Below are 12628 nucleotides of genomic sequence, written 5' to 3' on the forward strand. Positions count from 1 at the left end.
TTTTCCCCTTATTTTCATGGTTTAAATACTAAGTCTCTTATCCAGCAGGCTTTGTAGAGTCTTGACTACATCTTGATTAATTTAAGTCAGATTTGTAAAGAAATATAAAGCCGTGTTTCTAGAAAATTTATCCCCAAAATTCACAGCCAATTCAAACAGCTATAACTCATGAATATCAAGGCTTTGGATGCCTTGAAAGGCTGCCATAAATTCAACTTAAAACTTTACATTTACGCGAGTAAATAGCAGAAAAATATTACAGAATATGAAGCGAAACATCCAATTAAAGTAAATTCATGTAGACTTATTTCAACAGGCATTAAAAAAATTTGTCTGTTCAATATTTAACTAAACATTGCACTTATAAAACAATGACCACAACCTTACAACAGCGTTCTAACGCTAACGTATGGGAGCGGTTCTGCAATTGGATCACCAGCACCGAAAACCGTATTTATGTCGGTTGGTTCGGTGTATTAATGATTCCTACATTGCTGGCTGCAACCACCTGCTTCGTAATCGCCTTCATCGCCGCACCCCCCGTAGACATCGATGGTATCCGTGAACCAGTTGCTGGTTCTTTGATCTACGGAAACAACATCATCTCTGGTGCAGTTGTTCCTTCTTCTAACGCGATCGGTTTGCACTTCTACCCAATCTGGGAAGCAGCTTCCTTAGATGAGTGGTTGTACAACGGTGGCCCATACCAATTGGTAATTTTCCACTTCCTGATCGGATGTGCTTGCTACATGGGTCGTCAGTGGGAATTGTCTTACCGCTTGGGTATGCGTCCTTGGATCTGCGTAGCTTACTCTGCTCCTTTGGCTTCTGCTACCGCAGTATTCTTGATCTACCCCATCGGTCAAGGTTCCTTCTCTGATGGTATGCCTTTGGGTATCTCCGGTACCTTCAACTTCATGATCGTGTTCCAAGCAGAACACAATATCCTGATGCACCCCTTCCACATGCTCGGTGTGGCTGGTGTATTCGGCGGTTCTTTGTTCTCTGCAATGCACGGTTCTTTGGTAACTTCTTCCTTGGTTCGTGAAACAACCGAAACCGAATCTCAAAACTACGGTTACAAATTCGGTCAAGAAGAAGAAACCTATAACATCGTTGCAGCACACGGTTACTTCGGTCGCTTAATCTTCCAATATGCGTCCTTCAACAATAGCCGTTCCTTGCACTTCTTCTTAGCTGCTTGGCCTGTAGTTGGTATCTGGTTTACCGCTTTAGGTATCAGCACAATGGCGTTCAACTTGAACGGTTTCAACTTCAACCAATCCGTGATTGACTCCCAAGGTCGCGTTATCAACACCTGGGCTGACATCATCAACCGCGCTAACTTGGGTATGGAAGTAATGCACGAGCGTAATGCTCACAACTTCCCCTTAGACTTAGCTGCTGGTGAAGTTACTCCCGTTGCTTTGAATGCTCCTGCAATCAACGGTTAATTTTCTAGAGATTGTCTCTAAATAATTAATAAAAACGCTCTCCTTTTTAGGGGGGCGTTTTTGTTTGCGTTGATTGGGATTATCTTAGCTTTCGGTTATCATAGCTACAATGTGAATATTGAAATCAATGGCTGAAACTGGCAGAATCAGGGTTGCTAAAGATAAAGCAGATTTAGTAAAAGCGTTAACATCTTCCGATGGTGGTACTGGGCCTTTTCAAACATTTGCTGATGTGATTGTATTTGCAGCAGCCTTGGGTGCAAAGCATAAAAAGCGCGTACCTTTAGGCGAAATTTCTAAACGCGAACCATCACCTATTCCGCAAGAGCAGTTTATTATCAGGGGATATGATACTGTAATTAACTTACTAGCAATTGTTGAAACTCAGGAAATCAATATTCTTGCCTTTAATGAGGCAAACAATAATGAGACGCGCAATTATATTTTTGAAGAGTATGCTAATGGCGGACTTGAAATATTACAAATAGAAATGAGAGGAGCAGTAGATTATTCAGAAAGAATTTTATTATTTCTTAGTTCTGAACGATTTCAGGATAATTATGAAGAAGAGTTTGATTTAAGTAAATTTATATAATTTTAATCTGCTAGTTACTAATAAAAATGAATAAAAATTTAGATTATTATTGTAATTGCTTTTCACAATTAAAAGTATATAAAACTCATAAGAAAGGTGATGCACTTAATAAACCAGTGTTATTACTTTCTATCATAGAGTTAATCTCACGAGAGATAATAAAAGACAATCATATTATTATTTCTGATATTCTAATTGAAACATTTAAAAAATACTGGCAATTAACGACTAGTAACTCATTTAAAGGTAGTGATTTTGCACTTCCTTTTTTTCACCTAAAAAATGATAAATGTAGATTTTGGCATCTCAAGTATAGTTCTGAATATGGTGGAGGTCGTCCTCAAAGCATTCCTAAACTGAGAGAAGATATTGATTATGCGTATTTAGATGATGAGTTGTTTAACTTAATACAAGATGATAGTGCCAGAATAGAATTAATTGATGCAATAATGTCAAGTTGGTTTTCCTATGAGGAAAATATCATAGAAGACCTTGTAAAAATCAACCAGAATTTTCAAAATAAAACATCTGAAGAGGAAGTTTTAAGCAAAGATTTACAAAATTTAGATGCTGCGGCTAAAACTAATCCTCAATGGAGACTAAAAACGACATTAATTAGAAACGCCTTTTTTAGAAAAGCAATTGTTCATATATATGATTCTAAATGTGCTTTTTGTGGACTGCGAGTCATTAAAGCTACAAATCAAAACATTGTAGATGGCGCACATATCAAACCATTTGCCCAATTTTATGACAGCAGAATCCATAATGGTATTGCTCTTTGTAAAAATCACCACTGGGCTTTTGACCGTGGTTGGTTTACTGCTGATGAACAATATAAAATTATTGTAAGTAGGGGATTAGAAGAAATCTCTCCCCATACTAAACCTATGAAAGACTTTCACGGTGAAAGGCTGCTGTTACCAAATAAAGAGCAATACTTTCCAGAACTAGAAGCCTTACAATGGCATCGTCAAAATATATTTCAAGGCTAATTACAATACAGATGGAAGTCCTACTTCTTTGAGTTCCACAAATTCACCATCAAAACCAATTGTTTTATTTTCCACTGTCCTAGCATTAGCCAAAGCCTTGCGAAGTTCAGCACGTTCCATTGAATCTTCAATTCCACCCAAAATGTAAATTAATAACTTTGCTGCTAAATCTTTTCCAGAAACTTGAACTCGTTTTTTATTCGGGTCATATAAAATACCATACCAAAGAGATTGAGGATATTCCATCCCAGTAAAGCCGCCTTGTTGGTCAAACTTTTTCAATTTCTTGAAAATACTGGTTAAAGAAAACCCTTTTTTAAACACCAAAAATCCCAAAGCTTGAGCGATAGCAACTTGCGCTACAGGACGAAAAAGTATATTAGCTTCACCACCACCTTTTTCAAAACTAAATCTTCGCAAAACAGGTGTATCTTCATGTTCCAAAATTTTGTAACTAGGTAAATTCGCCAAGTTATCAAATAGCTTTTTAAATTCTGCAATTCCCTGCTCAATTTCTTCGTTTTCTGGACGCATTGGAATCAAACCTTTTTCTAATGGTTTCCAGTGAGGGAATTTTTGACCTAAATATCTCTCAGACATATCTTGTAGAGCTTGTAATGTCGTCAAAACTGTGGAATTTGTAGCTACAGTTGCACTATTCCAATTAACACGCGGGTTACGGTTGGGACGTTGTTCTAAAAGTGGATGAGTTACTGCAATTTTTCGCGCCACAATAGAAAAACCATCATCTTCATTTAACTGTGCTAACTGACCTTTAGTTAAAGGTGCAGCCATCAAGTTAACATGGACAAAAATCGACCTTACCCTTCTTCTGGCTTCGTTACGAGTTTCCCCAGAATTTACTGCACAAATAAATTCAATGCCAATTTTCTCTTTAGGTAGGCTTTGTAAATAAGCAGGATCTACTTGATACTGCTCTGTTAAATCTGAGATAGTAATAAAACTATCATCGGCGATTTTATCTTTTTTATATCGCTGGAGTTTGCCAGTTTTAATTAACTCAATTAAACCCTGAACTCCCATTAGCCGATGTTGACCATCTAGTGCATAAATTGTCACATTTTCTTCAGAAACATTGAGTAAGCCGACCTTACCATCTTTATCTAGAGGTGTAAAATCTGTAGTAGACTTTGTAGCACGTTCTTCACTGTCCCACTCCGAGGCTTTTGAGTTATCAACCCAAGGCTGGTTAATGACTACGAGAACTGGGGGAAACTTATGATTTTTTCTCGCAGCCAAATATTGAACTAAAGGTGCTTGGCGCGACCAGTCGATAGGACGCTGTTGAATTTCATCGATACTATCTGCATCGATTTCGATATTATCAGTCTCTGGATTATATTTTTTTTGCAGCAGAGGTAAACCAGAAGCGAAATGAACTCGACCAGCGAACCATTCTAGAGTCACGGAACCAATATAGGCTTCAATTCCTCCCATTTCCGTTTTCTGTACCAGAATTTGGTCTTTTTTCTCTAAGAATTTTTCTAGAAGTAAAGCTAGTACCTGTTTATCCTTGTTGTCTCTCTCCAGGTACTCTTTTGCAATATCAGTAGTGAGGTTAGATGCAATGTCACTCATATTAATTTTTAAAAACTTAGTCTTGTAACCTAGCTATATTGTCCAAAAAGTTAGATACTAATAAATCAGTTTTTAAAAACTTTTTGGGAAGCCGCGCATTCCATATGCTGGAGTAAAAAGCGGTAACGCCCAAATGTCCAGAGGTAGGAAGCAATGACTGAAGCACAACAACCAGAAAATAAAGGTCAGCAGACACGTACTGTAGCAGAGTTGGTAGAGTATATCCAAGCTCTTACCACTGAAATTCAAGAATTGTATTGTTTGGATGCCATACCTTGGGTTGTTGGTTATTCGGGGGGTAAGGACAGCACAGCAACTTTACAGCTTATTTGGAATGCAATATCTGAACTCCCCCCAGAAAAGCGGACTAAGCCTATTCATGTCATCACAACTGATACTTTAGTAGAAAATCCTGTAGTCTCTGTTTGGGTACGTAAATCTCTAGAACGGATGAGATTAGCCGCAAATGAACAAGAAATGCCAATAAAGGCTCATTTGCTATATCCCGCAGTTAAAGATACTTTTTGGGTGAACTTAATAGGCAAAGGCTATCCAGCCCCACGCAACCGTATGCGTTGGTGTACAGACAGATTAAAGATTAAACCAACTGATAGCTTTATTCGTGAAGTAATCCAAGCTAATGGTGAAGTAATTCTCGTTTTAGGTACTCGTAAAGCTGAAAGTGTTAAACGTGCCACTACGATGGCTAAACATCGGGAATGGCGTATAAAAGATCATATAAATGCTAACCCCAACAGACCCAACTCTCTGATTTATCTTCCCATTGAAGATTGGCGTACTGATGAAGTTTGGATTTATCTGAATCAGTGTCAGAATCCTTGGGGATATAGCAATAAAGACTTATTTATTATGTATCGCGGTGCAACAGCAGATAATGAGTGTCCACTAGTTGTTGATACTTCTACACCTAGTTGTGGTGATTCTCGGTTTGGCTGCTGGGTTTGCACAATTGTTAATAAAGATAAATCAATGGAGGCAATGATCCAAAATGATGAAGAAAAAGAATGGATGCAGCCTCTATTAGATATTCGCAATGAATTAGATATCAGAGATGATCGTGATAAAAGAGATTTTCGCCGTATTTGGGGAGAAGTACAACTGTTTGAACGTAATTTAGATGGAGAAATTTCTGTTGAACCAATTCATGGGCCATATACAAAATACTGGCGAGAGTATTGGCTAAGGCGCTTATTAGAAGCAGAAAAACAAATCCGTCAAACAGCACCAGAAAATATGCGCGATATTCACCTCATTTCTCTTGAAGAACTAAGTGAAATTCGCCGTATCTGGTTAGAAGAAAAGCACGAGTTTGACGATAGCTTACCCCGCATTTATCAAGAAGTGACGGGTGAGGAATTTAAAGATCCGCGTCCAGGTGCAGACCTTAGCTTATTAGGTAGCGATGAATGGTCTGTATTAGAAGAAATCTGTGAAGATGATGAAATGCACTTAGAACTGATGGCGAAACTTTTAGACACAGAACGCCAATTTCGCAAAATGTCACGTCGTATAGGAATTTATGAAAGCTTAGAAAAATGTTTTGCTACTAGTTCTCGTTCTAAAGATGAAGCGGTGAGAAATGCTCATTTAAAACGAGATTTGAAAACGGCGGTTGAACAAGGTGATATTGAAAAAGTCAAGCAACTAACTTTAGCCGATTTTTCTGCACCCAATGAACAAGCAAGTATACCTAATACACAAAATGATACAGAAAATACATCAAAATCTTCTGACAATGCAAAAACTTGGTCAAATATGAAATTTAAAAAGAAACAGACAAAGGCTTAAATTTGCTGGTCATCATTAGCGTCTCCTAAGTACAGCCTGATAAACTCGTCTGCGGCGACTGGATTAATTTTTCTGAGTGCATCACGAATTTCTAACAGCTTATCAGCAACGGGGTCTGTCATTTCATTAATCCAACGGTGAATGTTTGGCCGTCCTGTTCCCATTGTGACGGCTAACTTGTTCTGACTGATGCTGTATGTTTCCAACACCTGTTTAAGTGCTTTACCTGCTTTTCCCATGCCTTTGATTGTGTCAAAGGCTTCTAACAGAGTAAATGTTCTGTATATGTAACAAACGAGGTAAGATTATCTTGTTACGTTTAAGTAACACAACGACTTACCCATAAACAGGTAAATTCCAATGACTAAAAGCTTTCTAGCAGAGACTTGTCAAAGCACCACACAGCTTGCTTCCAGCAACGACTCTACACAAACAACACCCGATAGAGAGTCTGTAAAGGTTGTAATTTATGGTTCTAAAAAAGGTGTCCACAACACAATTTTGACTTTATACAAACTGGGTTTCGCCCAAGTTTACGAGTGGAGTCCTTTATTACCTAGTTCTAACCCTGGCGAAGTTATGAGTATTTTAACAAGGCAGATTCTGACAAATTAATTAGTGGTTCATCGCATTCATTTTAAGACGTGGGAGTGGTCAGATCCCCGACTTTTTTAAGAAGTCGGGGATCTCGCAAAGCATCTAGCCTTTTATCTATAAAGACAAATGATATTTTTAGAACTCGTATTACAAAATTTTGGCCCTTATTCTGGCAGACAAGTAATTAATCTTGACCCAAGAAATGAGGATAATCCTCGCCCAATTCTTTTATTAGGCGGTATGAATGGTGGGGGAAAAACTACGCTGATGGATGCTATTCGCCTAGCATTATATGGACAACGCGCTCAATGTTCGACGCGCGGTAATTTGAGCTATAGTGATTTTTTAAATCAATGTGTTAATAGTAAAGCTACTCCTTCTGAAAAGACACGAATTGAGTTACTTTTTGAACATATTGAAGATGATCAGCCAGTAAAATATCGGATTGTGAGAACTTGGGAGAAAAATCCTAAAGATGGCAAAGATGCTTTAGGAATTTTAGGTGATGATGATACTTGGCCTGTTGATTATCTGACAAGTATCTGGGATGACTATATAGAAAATTTACTACCTTTAGGAATTTCTAATTTATTTTTATTTGATGGCGAACAAGTAAAAGAACTAGCAGAACAAGAAACACCGCCGCCAATTGTTGTGGAAGCTATTCGTGGACTTTTAGGACTAGAATTAGCTGATAAATTAGCCGTTGATTTAGATGTTTTAATCAACCGCAAGCGTAAAGAGATGGCTGATACTAAAGATTTAGCTAATATTGAAGATATTGAAAAAAGGTTATTACAACAGCAAGAAGATTATCAAGTAACAGAACAAGAGTTAGCTAATTTAAAAAATCAAGTTGAATCATTAGAAACTATCCAGCAAGAGGCTTTAGATAAATTTGTATCTGAAGGTGGTAAAATTGCCGCCGAACGCAGTCAGTTAGAAGATAAACAAAAAGAAAAAACTGCTGCATTAGAAGCAATTCGACAGTCTTTATGTGAATTAGCTGCTGAAATCTTACCCTTAGCGTTAATTCCTAATTTATTGAGTCAAGTACAAACCCAGGGCGCAAGTGAATTTCGTAATCAACAGGTGCAACTTGCAAGAGATGTTTTAATTGAACGAGATAAACGTTTACTTGAATGGCTAAATCAGTTAACTATTGCTGCTGACCAAGTTGATAAAATTCAAGCTTTTTTAGCTGAAGATGTCGATAGTTTATATGCAAGTTCACTCCAATCTGAAGCACCTTGGCTGTTAGCGGATGAGGAAAGCTTGAGCCAATTAGATAATGTGAGATATCACTTAAAAAGTGCGTGTAATACTGCAAAACAGCATTTAGTTAGTCTCAGAAATCTGGAAGAAGAAATTATTACATTAGAAAGACAAGTGCAGACAGCAGCAGAACCGGAAGCTTATAAAAAGCTGCGTGATGCTGTGGAAGATTCACAAAAAGAAGTTGTGCAAGCTAAAGCTAAGTATGAAACAACAAGGCAGAAATTAGCAGCTTTAACGGAGGCAATTGAAATCACCAAAAAAGAATTAAACGATTATACTGACAAAAGTATCAAACATCAAAATAGAGAACATATCATTACTTCTGCTTCTAAAGTGCAAGAAACCCTGAAGATTTTTCGAGAAAAGTTAACGCTGCGGAAGCTAAATAAGTTAGAAGAAGAAGTGAAGAATTGTTTTCTCTATTTACTGCACAAATCAGACTTAGTATTTCGCATTGCTATTGATACTAAAACTTTTGCTTTATCTCTGTTTGATTTTGATGGTAAAGCAGTCCCGAAACATCGCCTGTCGGCTGGGGAAAAGCAGTTACTGGCGATCGCATTCCTGTGGGGACTTGCCAAAGTCTCTGGTTTGCGCTTACCAGTAGCTATTGACACACCCCTCGGCAGACTCGACTCTTCCCACCGCCAAAACCTAGTAGAAAAATACTTCCCAGCCGCCAGCCATCAAGTAATTCTCCTTTCTACTGATACGGAAATTGGTAAAAAAGAAGTCGAAACTCTGCGGAAAAATGAAGCGATCGCTCGTGAATATCTTCTCAAATACGACTCATCCACCCGCCAAACTACAGTGATGGAAAATCAATATTTTTGGTAGGAGATAACTTTGAGACAATGGGGTTGAGCAATTTGTATAAGTTTGTCTATTTACAATAGATGTAAGCAGCTTTAGAGAGTAGAGATGATATCACCACATTTACTGGAACTAGAACGTGATTTAAGTACTTTGTCATTAGAAGAACTTGAATGGCTTTTAGAACGTATTAGAAAACAAGTGCAAGCCAGAAAACAATCAGATGATTTTACTGATATTCACCAGATAAATAAACAACTAGCGACTATGGCTAATGATTTAGATATAAAGACAGAAATTGCTTCTATTCACGAGGAATTTATTTTTACTGAAATGGATGGATTAGAAAAATTGTGAGTATCGAAAGAGGACAAATTTATTTTGTCAATCTTAATCCTGTACAGGGTAGAGAACAAGCAGGAACACGGCCAGTTTTAGTTTTATCCATAGACCCTATTAATCAATTACCTTTGGTTGTGACTGTAGTTGTAGGGACAAAAGGAGAAAATATTAAGCGTGATTATCCCACTAATATCCGAGTTTCTTCAAATGAATGTGGACTGCCTATGGAAACAGTATTCTTATGTTTTCAAATTCGTTCTATAGATCCAAACCGCTTTCCTGCTGCTCCATCTGGTAAGCTTGCTGAATCCAAAATGCTAGAAGTTGAAACTGCGGTTCGCTACTGTTTGGGTTTATGACCAAAAACTGTCTAAATTTTTGTAAAAGATATGAGTAAACATTATGGAAGCACCAATCGAAAGAATTAAACTTTCCCAAACAGCCAAAGACCAACTACAAAAACTCAAACGCAATACGAAAATTGACCAATGGAATATTCTGTGTCGTTGGGCGTTGTGTCGTTCGCTGGCTGAACCCGCGCCACCATCGCCTGTACCCATTCCCCAAGATAGTAATGTGGAAATGGCTTGGCGGGTTTTTGGTGGGGAAATGTCTGATATTTTTTTACTTGCCCTGAAGCAACGCTGTCATAATGACGGTTTAGGGACTGATAAAGAAACCCTCGCTACGCAATTCCGGTTGCATTTGCATCGAGGGATTGGTTATTTAGCTGGCGACCCAAATATCAAGAAAATTGAAGATTTGATTGAACTGGTAATAAAAGATTGAAAGGATATTAGTTAACTGTTAACTGTTAACTGTTAACTGAACATTATGCCGGAGAGCTACTTAGAAATTGAGCGTCATCGCGCTGCGATCGCTCGCACAGAAATCTCTCGCCCTGTAAGATTAGCCATAGAATGGTCAATCATTAACCAGGACACCACTTTTTTTGACTATGGCTGCGGTCATGGTGGCGATGTGCAGCGTGTCGGGAATCTCGGCTATACGAGTGCAGGTTGGGACCCGTACTATTACCCAAATCAGCAAATTACGCCTGCTGATGTTGTTAATTTGGGTTACGTTATCAACGTCATCGAAGATATCGCAGAACGCAACCAAAGCCTGATTAAAGCCTGGGAACTCACCCGCAAAGTTTTAATTGTCGCTGCACAAGTCTTAATTAACGCTCCCAGCAAAGCCCAACTCGCTTACAATGACGGCATTGTAACTAGCCGTAATACTTTTCAAAAATATTACGAGCAAGAAGAACTCAAAAAATATATTGATCAAGTCTTAAACGTCGATGCAGTCCCGGTGGCGCTTGGGGTTTACTTTGTCTTCCGCGACGAAGCCGAAAAAGAAAGTTTCAAAGCCATCCGTTTCTTTTCGCGCACTTATACACCGCGAGTCCGCATCCCTAGCAAGCGGTTTGAAGATTATCAGGAAACACTGCAACCACTCATGGAGTTTTTCACCAAGCGCGGGAGATTACCAGTCAAGGGTGAATTAGCCAACGAACAAGAACTATTAACGGAATTTGGTAACTTTCGCCGCGCCTTTGCAGTTGTGTTGCAAGCCACCGATGAAGCAGAATGGGATGCGATCGCCTATCGTCGTTCTTTAGACATTCAAGTTTACCTTGCCCTCACCCACTTTGATAAACGCCCCAGATTTTCCCAACTTGCGCCAGAAATGCGCCACGACATCAAAGCCTTTTTTGGTAGTTACGAGGAAGCTTGCGAAGTCGCTGACCAAAAATTATTTAGTTTGGGTAGACCAAAAGTAGTGCAAACAGCCTGCGAAAAAAGCAAAATCGGCAAACATACACGCGGCGCACTTTACGTTCATGTTTCCGCCCTCGCCGCCCTCGATCCCTTACTCCGCATTTACGAAGGTTGCGCCAGTCGTACCATTGGGCGTGTTGATGATGCGACGCTGATCAAATATAACCTTGAGCAACCGCAAATATCTTACTTATTTTATCCAGACTTCGACACAGACCCCCACCCAGCTTTAAAAGCCAGCATCACCATTGACTTAAAAACTTTGTACGTCACTCATCGAGACTATGCAAATCGGGAAAATCCACCTGTTCTGCATCGGAAAGAAACCTTTGTTACACCTAATTATCCCCAATACGAAGAATTTGCTAAACTCACCCAACAAGAACAGGAATTAGGTTTACTCAAGCAAAAAAGTGATATTGGTACCCGTGAAGGTTGGTTAAAATGTCTGGCTGAACATGGAGTCGAAATTAGAGGACATCAAATTTATCCGATCAAAGAAAGTTAGACAAAATTTAGAGGACAAATAGTTATGCAAAGTATTAATATCCGTTCTCGTGTAGGCGCAGATGGTATTTTACATCTTGATATTCCCGTAGAAATGACAAATGCAGAAATTGAAGTAACAGTAACAATTCAAGAAATTACACCACAAAAACGCGGCTGGATGCCGGGATTTTTTGAGGAAGTAATTGGTGGTTGGGTAGGAGAAGCCCTAGAAAGACCAGAACAGGGAGAATATGAAACGAGGGAGCAGATATTTTGACTTATTTACTTGATACAAATGTCTGTATTCGCCTAATCAATAACAGTCATCCTGGTGTCGTGAATCGTCTGGCAAGTCAGCAACCAGAGGAATATATTTATTTCTGCTATAGCAATCCTATCTGAGTTGGAAAAAATATTTTTTATAACGAACCGCAAAGGACGCATAGACGCGATAGCGGCTTCCCGCAGGGTAGGACACAAAGAAGAAGAATAAAGAGAAGAAAGATAATTTTACAAATGATTTAGGATTACTATATCACTCAATTGGAACTTTATTATGGAGCTTATCGTAGCTCACAAACTGAGAAAAATTTAGAAATATTACAAAGATTTCATAGCCAATTTAATATTATTGAATTGGACTCACAAACAGCAAAAATAGCAGGTAAAATCCGCGCTGATTTAGCAGTTATAGGTACACCAATCGGCCCTTATGATTTACAAATTGCGGCTGGCGCAATAGCAAAGAATCTGATATTAGTCACGCACAACACGCGAGAATTTAGTCGAATCAGTGGATTAAAGCTTGAAGATTGGGAAGAACCAAGTTAATTTTTGTCAAGTTATGAAACTATGCAGTAACTATGGCAA

Annotated in this window: 15 protein-coding genes; 13 read left to right on the plus strand and 2 right to left on the minus strand. The window is 38.6% G+C overall.

All coding sequences use genetic code 11. The features are described 5' to 3' along the window. Window positions 1-371 precede the first annotated feature (371 nt). The 3 genes from psbA (at window position 372) to H6G79_RS20810 (ending at window position 3044) form a co-directional block, all read left to right on the plus strand. Entirely contained in the window at window positions 372-1454 is a 1083-nt protein-coding gene (gene psbA / locus H6G79_RS20800) for a photosystem II q(b) protein (protein WP_190591278.1), read from the plus strand. Between the two features lie 127 nt (window positions 1455-1581). Continuing rightward, window positions 1582-2049, plus strand: a complete 468-nt coding sequence (locus H6G79_RS20805) for a DNA phosphorothioation-associated protein 4 (RefSeq protein ID WP_190591279.1) — start codon at window positions 1582-1584, stop codon at window positions 2047-2049. 26 nt (window positions 2050-2075) lie between these two features. Then, the gene (locus tag H6G79_RS20810) at window positions 2076-3044 is read left to right on the plus strand and encodes an HNH endonuclease (RefSeq protein ID WP_190591280.1); all 969 of its coding nucleotides are present in this window, start codon (window positions 2076-2078) and stop codon (window positions 3042-3044) included. Here H6G79_RS20810 and H6G79_RS20815 read toward each other — a convergent pair whose 3' ends face one another. Further along, window positions 3045-4643, minus strand: coding sequence for a DGQHR domain-containing protein (locus tag H6G79_RS20815; protein WP_190591281.1), 1599 nt, complete (start codon window positions 4641-4643; stop codon window positions 3045-3047). 153 nt (window positions 4644-4796) lie between these two features. On the opposite strand from H6G79_RS20815, the gene dndC reads away from it, so the two are divergent. Next, complete coding sequence (gene dndC / locus H6G79_RS20820) at window positions 4797-6452, plus strand: DNA phosphorothioation system sulfurtransferase DndC (protein WP_190591282.1); 1656 nt, start codon at window positions 4797-4799, stop codon at window positions 6450-6452. On the opposite strand, the gene H6G79_RS20825 is transcribed toward dndC, so the two are convergent. Then, window positions 6449-6691 (minus strand): helix-turn-helix transcriptional regulator, encoded by a 243-nt coding sequence (locus H6G79_RS20825; RefSeq protein ID WP_190591283.1) that lies wholly within the window; start codon window positions 6689-6691, stop codon window positions 6449-6451. The genes dndC and H6G79_RS20825 overlap by 4 nt on opposite strands. Window positions 6692-6812: 121 nt before the next feature. On the opposite strand from H6G79_RS20825, the gene H6G79_RS20830 reads away from it, so the two are divergent. The 9 genes from H6G79_RS20830 to H6G79_RS20865 all read left to right on the plus strand — a co-directional run bounded on the left by H6G79_RS20830 (window position 6813) and on the right by H6G79_RS20865 (window position 12589). Further along, complete coding sequence (locus tag H6G79_RS20830) at window positions 6813-7067, plus strand: hypothetical protein (protein ID WP_190591284.1); 255 nt, start codon at window positions 6813-6815, stop codon at window positions 7065-7067. 108 nt (window positions 7068-7175) lie between these two features. After that, window positions 7176-9164 carry a DNA sulfur modification protein DndD gene (gene dndD, locus H6G79_RS20835; protein ID WP_190591285.1) on the plus strand — a complete coding sequence of 663 codons (1989 nt, stop codon included), beginning with the start codon at window positions 7176-7178 and terminating at the stop codon, window positions 9162-9164. Window positions 9165-9248: 84 nt separating this feature from the next. After that, entirely contained in the window at window positions 9249-9497 is a 249-nt protein-coding gene (locus tag H6G79_RS20840; protein WP_190591286.1) for a hypothetical protein, read from the plus strand. Beyond that, on the plus strand, window positions 9494-9841 hold the full coding sequence (locus H6G79_RS20845; protein ID WP_190591287.1) for a type II toxin-antitoxin system PemK/MazF family toxin: 348 nt from the start codon (window positions 9494-9496) through the stop codon (window positions 9839-9841). Before H6G79_RS20840 ends, H6G79_RS20845 begins: the two co-directional genes overlap by 4 nt. Window positions 9842-9884: 43 nt before the next feature. Next, entirely contained in the window at window positions 9885-10271 is a 387-nt protein-coding gene (dndE, locus tag H6G79_RS20850; protein ID WP_190591288.1) for a DNA sulfur modification protein DndE, read from the plus strand. Window positions 10272-10316: 45 nt separating this feature from the next. Continuing rightward, a complete protein-coding gene (locus tag H6G79_RS20855) occupies window positions 10317-11777 on the plus strand; it encodes a DNA phosphorothioation-associated putative methyltransferase (protein ID WP_190591289.1) in 1461 nt (486 codons plus the stop codon). A gap of 24 nt (window positions 11778-11801) precedes the next feature. After that, window positions 11802-12035 carry a hypothetical protein gene (locus tag H6G79_RS20860; RefSeq protein ID WP_190591290.1) on the plus strand — a complete coding sequence of 78 codons (234 nt, stop codon included), beginning with the start codon at window positions 11802-11804 and terminating at the stop codon, window positions 12033-12035. After that, window positions 12032-12160: a type II toxin-antitoxin system VapC family toxin gene (locus H6G79_RS37395; RefSeq protein WP_277877291.1), complete on the plus strand. Its 129-nt coding sequence runs from the start codon at window positions 12032-12034 to the stop codon at window positions 12158-12160. The genes H6G79_RS20860 and H6G79_RS37395 overlap by 4 nt, the downstream gene beginning before the upstream one ends. A 141-nt stretch (window positions 12161-12301) precedes the next feature. Then, a complete protein-coding gene (locus H6G79_RS20865) occupies window positions 12302-12589 on the plus strand; it encodes a PIN domain-containing protein (protein WP_199331420.1) in 288 nt (95 codons plus the stop codon). Window positions 12590-12628: the final 39 nt, after the last annotated feature.

This window comes from Anabaena sp. FACHB-83, assembly GCF_014697485.1.
Taxonomy (GTDB): domain Bacteria; phylum Cyanobacteriota; class Cyanobacteriia; order Cyanobacteriales; family Nostocaceae; genus Nostoc_B.

Coding starts and splice junctions, on each gene's coding strand:
- H6G79_RS20855 (WP_190591289.1), top strand. CDS start 10,317: ATGCCGGAGAGCTACTTAGAAATTGAGCGTCATCGCGCTGCGATCGCT.
- dndE (WP_190591288.1), top strand. CDS start 9,885: ATGGAAGCACCAATCGAAAGAATTAAACTTTCCCAAACAGCCAAAGAC.
- H6G79_RS20840 (WP_190591286.1), top strand. CDS start 9,249: ATGATATCACCACATTTACTGGAACTAGAACGTGATTTAAGTACTTTG.
- H6G79_RS20860 (WP_190591290.1), top strand. CDS start 11,802: ATGCAAAGTATTAATATCCGTTCTCGTGTAGGCGCAGATGGTATTTTA.
- psbA (WP_190591278.1), top strand. CDS start 372: ATGACCACAACCTTACAACAGCGTTCTAACGCTAACGTATGGGAGCGG.
- dndC (WP_190591282.1), top strand. CDS start 4,797: ATGACTGAAGCACAACAACCAGAAAATAAAGGTCAGCAGACACGTACT.
- H6G79_RS20810 (WP_190591280.1), top strand. CDS start 2,076: ATGAATAAAAATTTAGATTATTATTGTAATTGCTTTTCACAATTAAAA.
- H6G79_RS20805 (WP_190591279.1), top strand. CDS start 1,582: ATGGCTGAAACTGGCAGAATCAGGGTTGCTAAAGATAAAGCAGATTTA.
- H6G79_RS20830 (WP_190591284.1), top strand. CDS start 6,813: ATGACTAAAAGCTTTCTAGCAGAGACTTGTCAAAGCACCACACAGCTT.
- H6G79_RS20815 (WP_190591281.1), bottom strand. CDS start 4,643: ATGAGTGACATTGCATCTAACCTCACTACTGATATTGCAAAAGAGTAC.
- dndD (WP_190591285.1), top strand. CDS start 7,176: ATGATATTTTTAGAACTCGTATTACAAAATTTTGGCCCTTATTCTGGC.
- H6G79_RS20825 (WP_190591283.1), bottom strand. CDS start 6,691: ATGGGAAAAGCAGGTAAAGCACTTAAACAGGTGTTGGAAACATACAGC.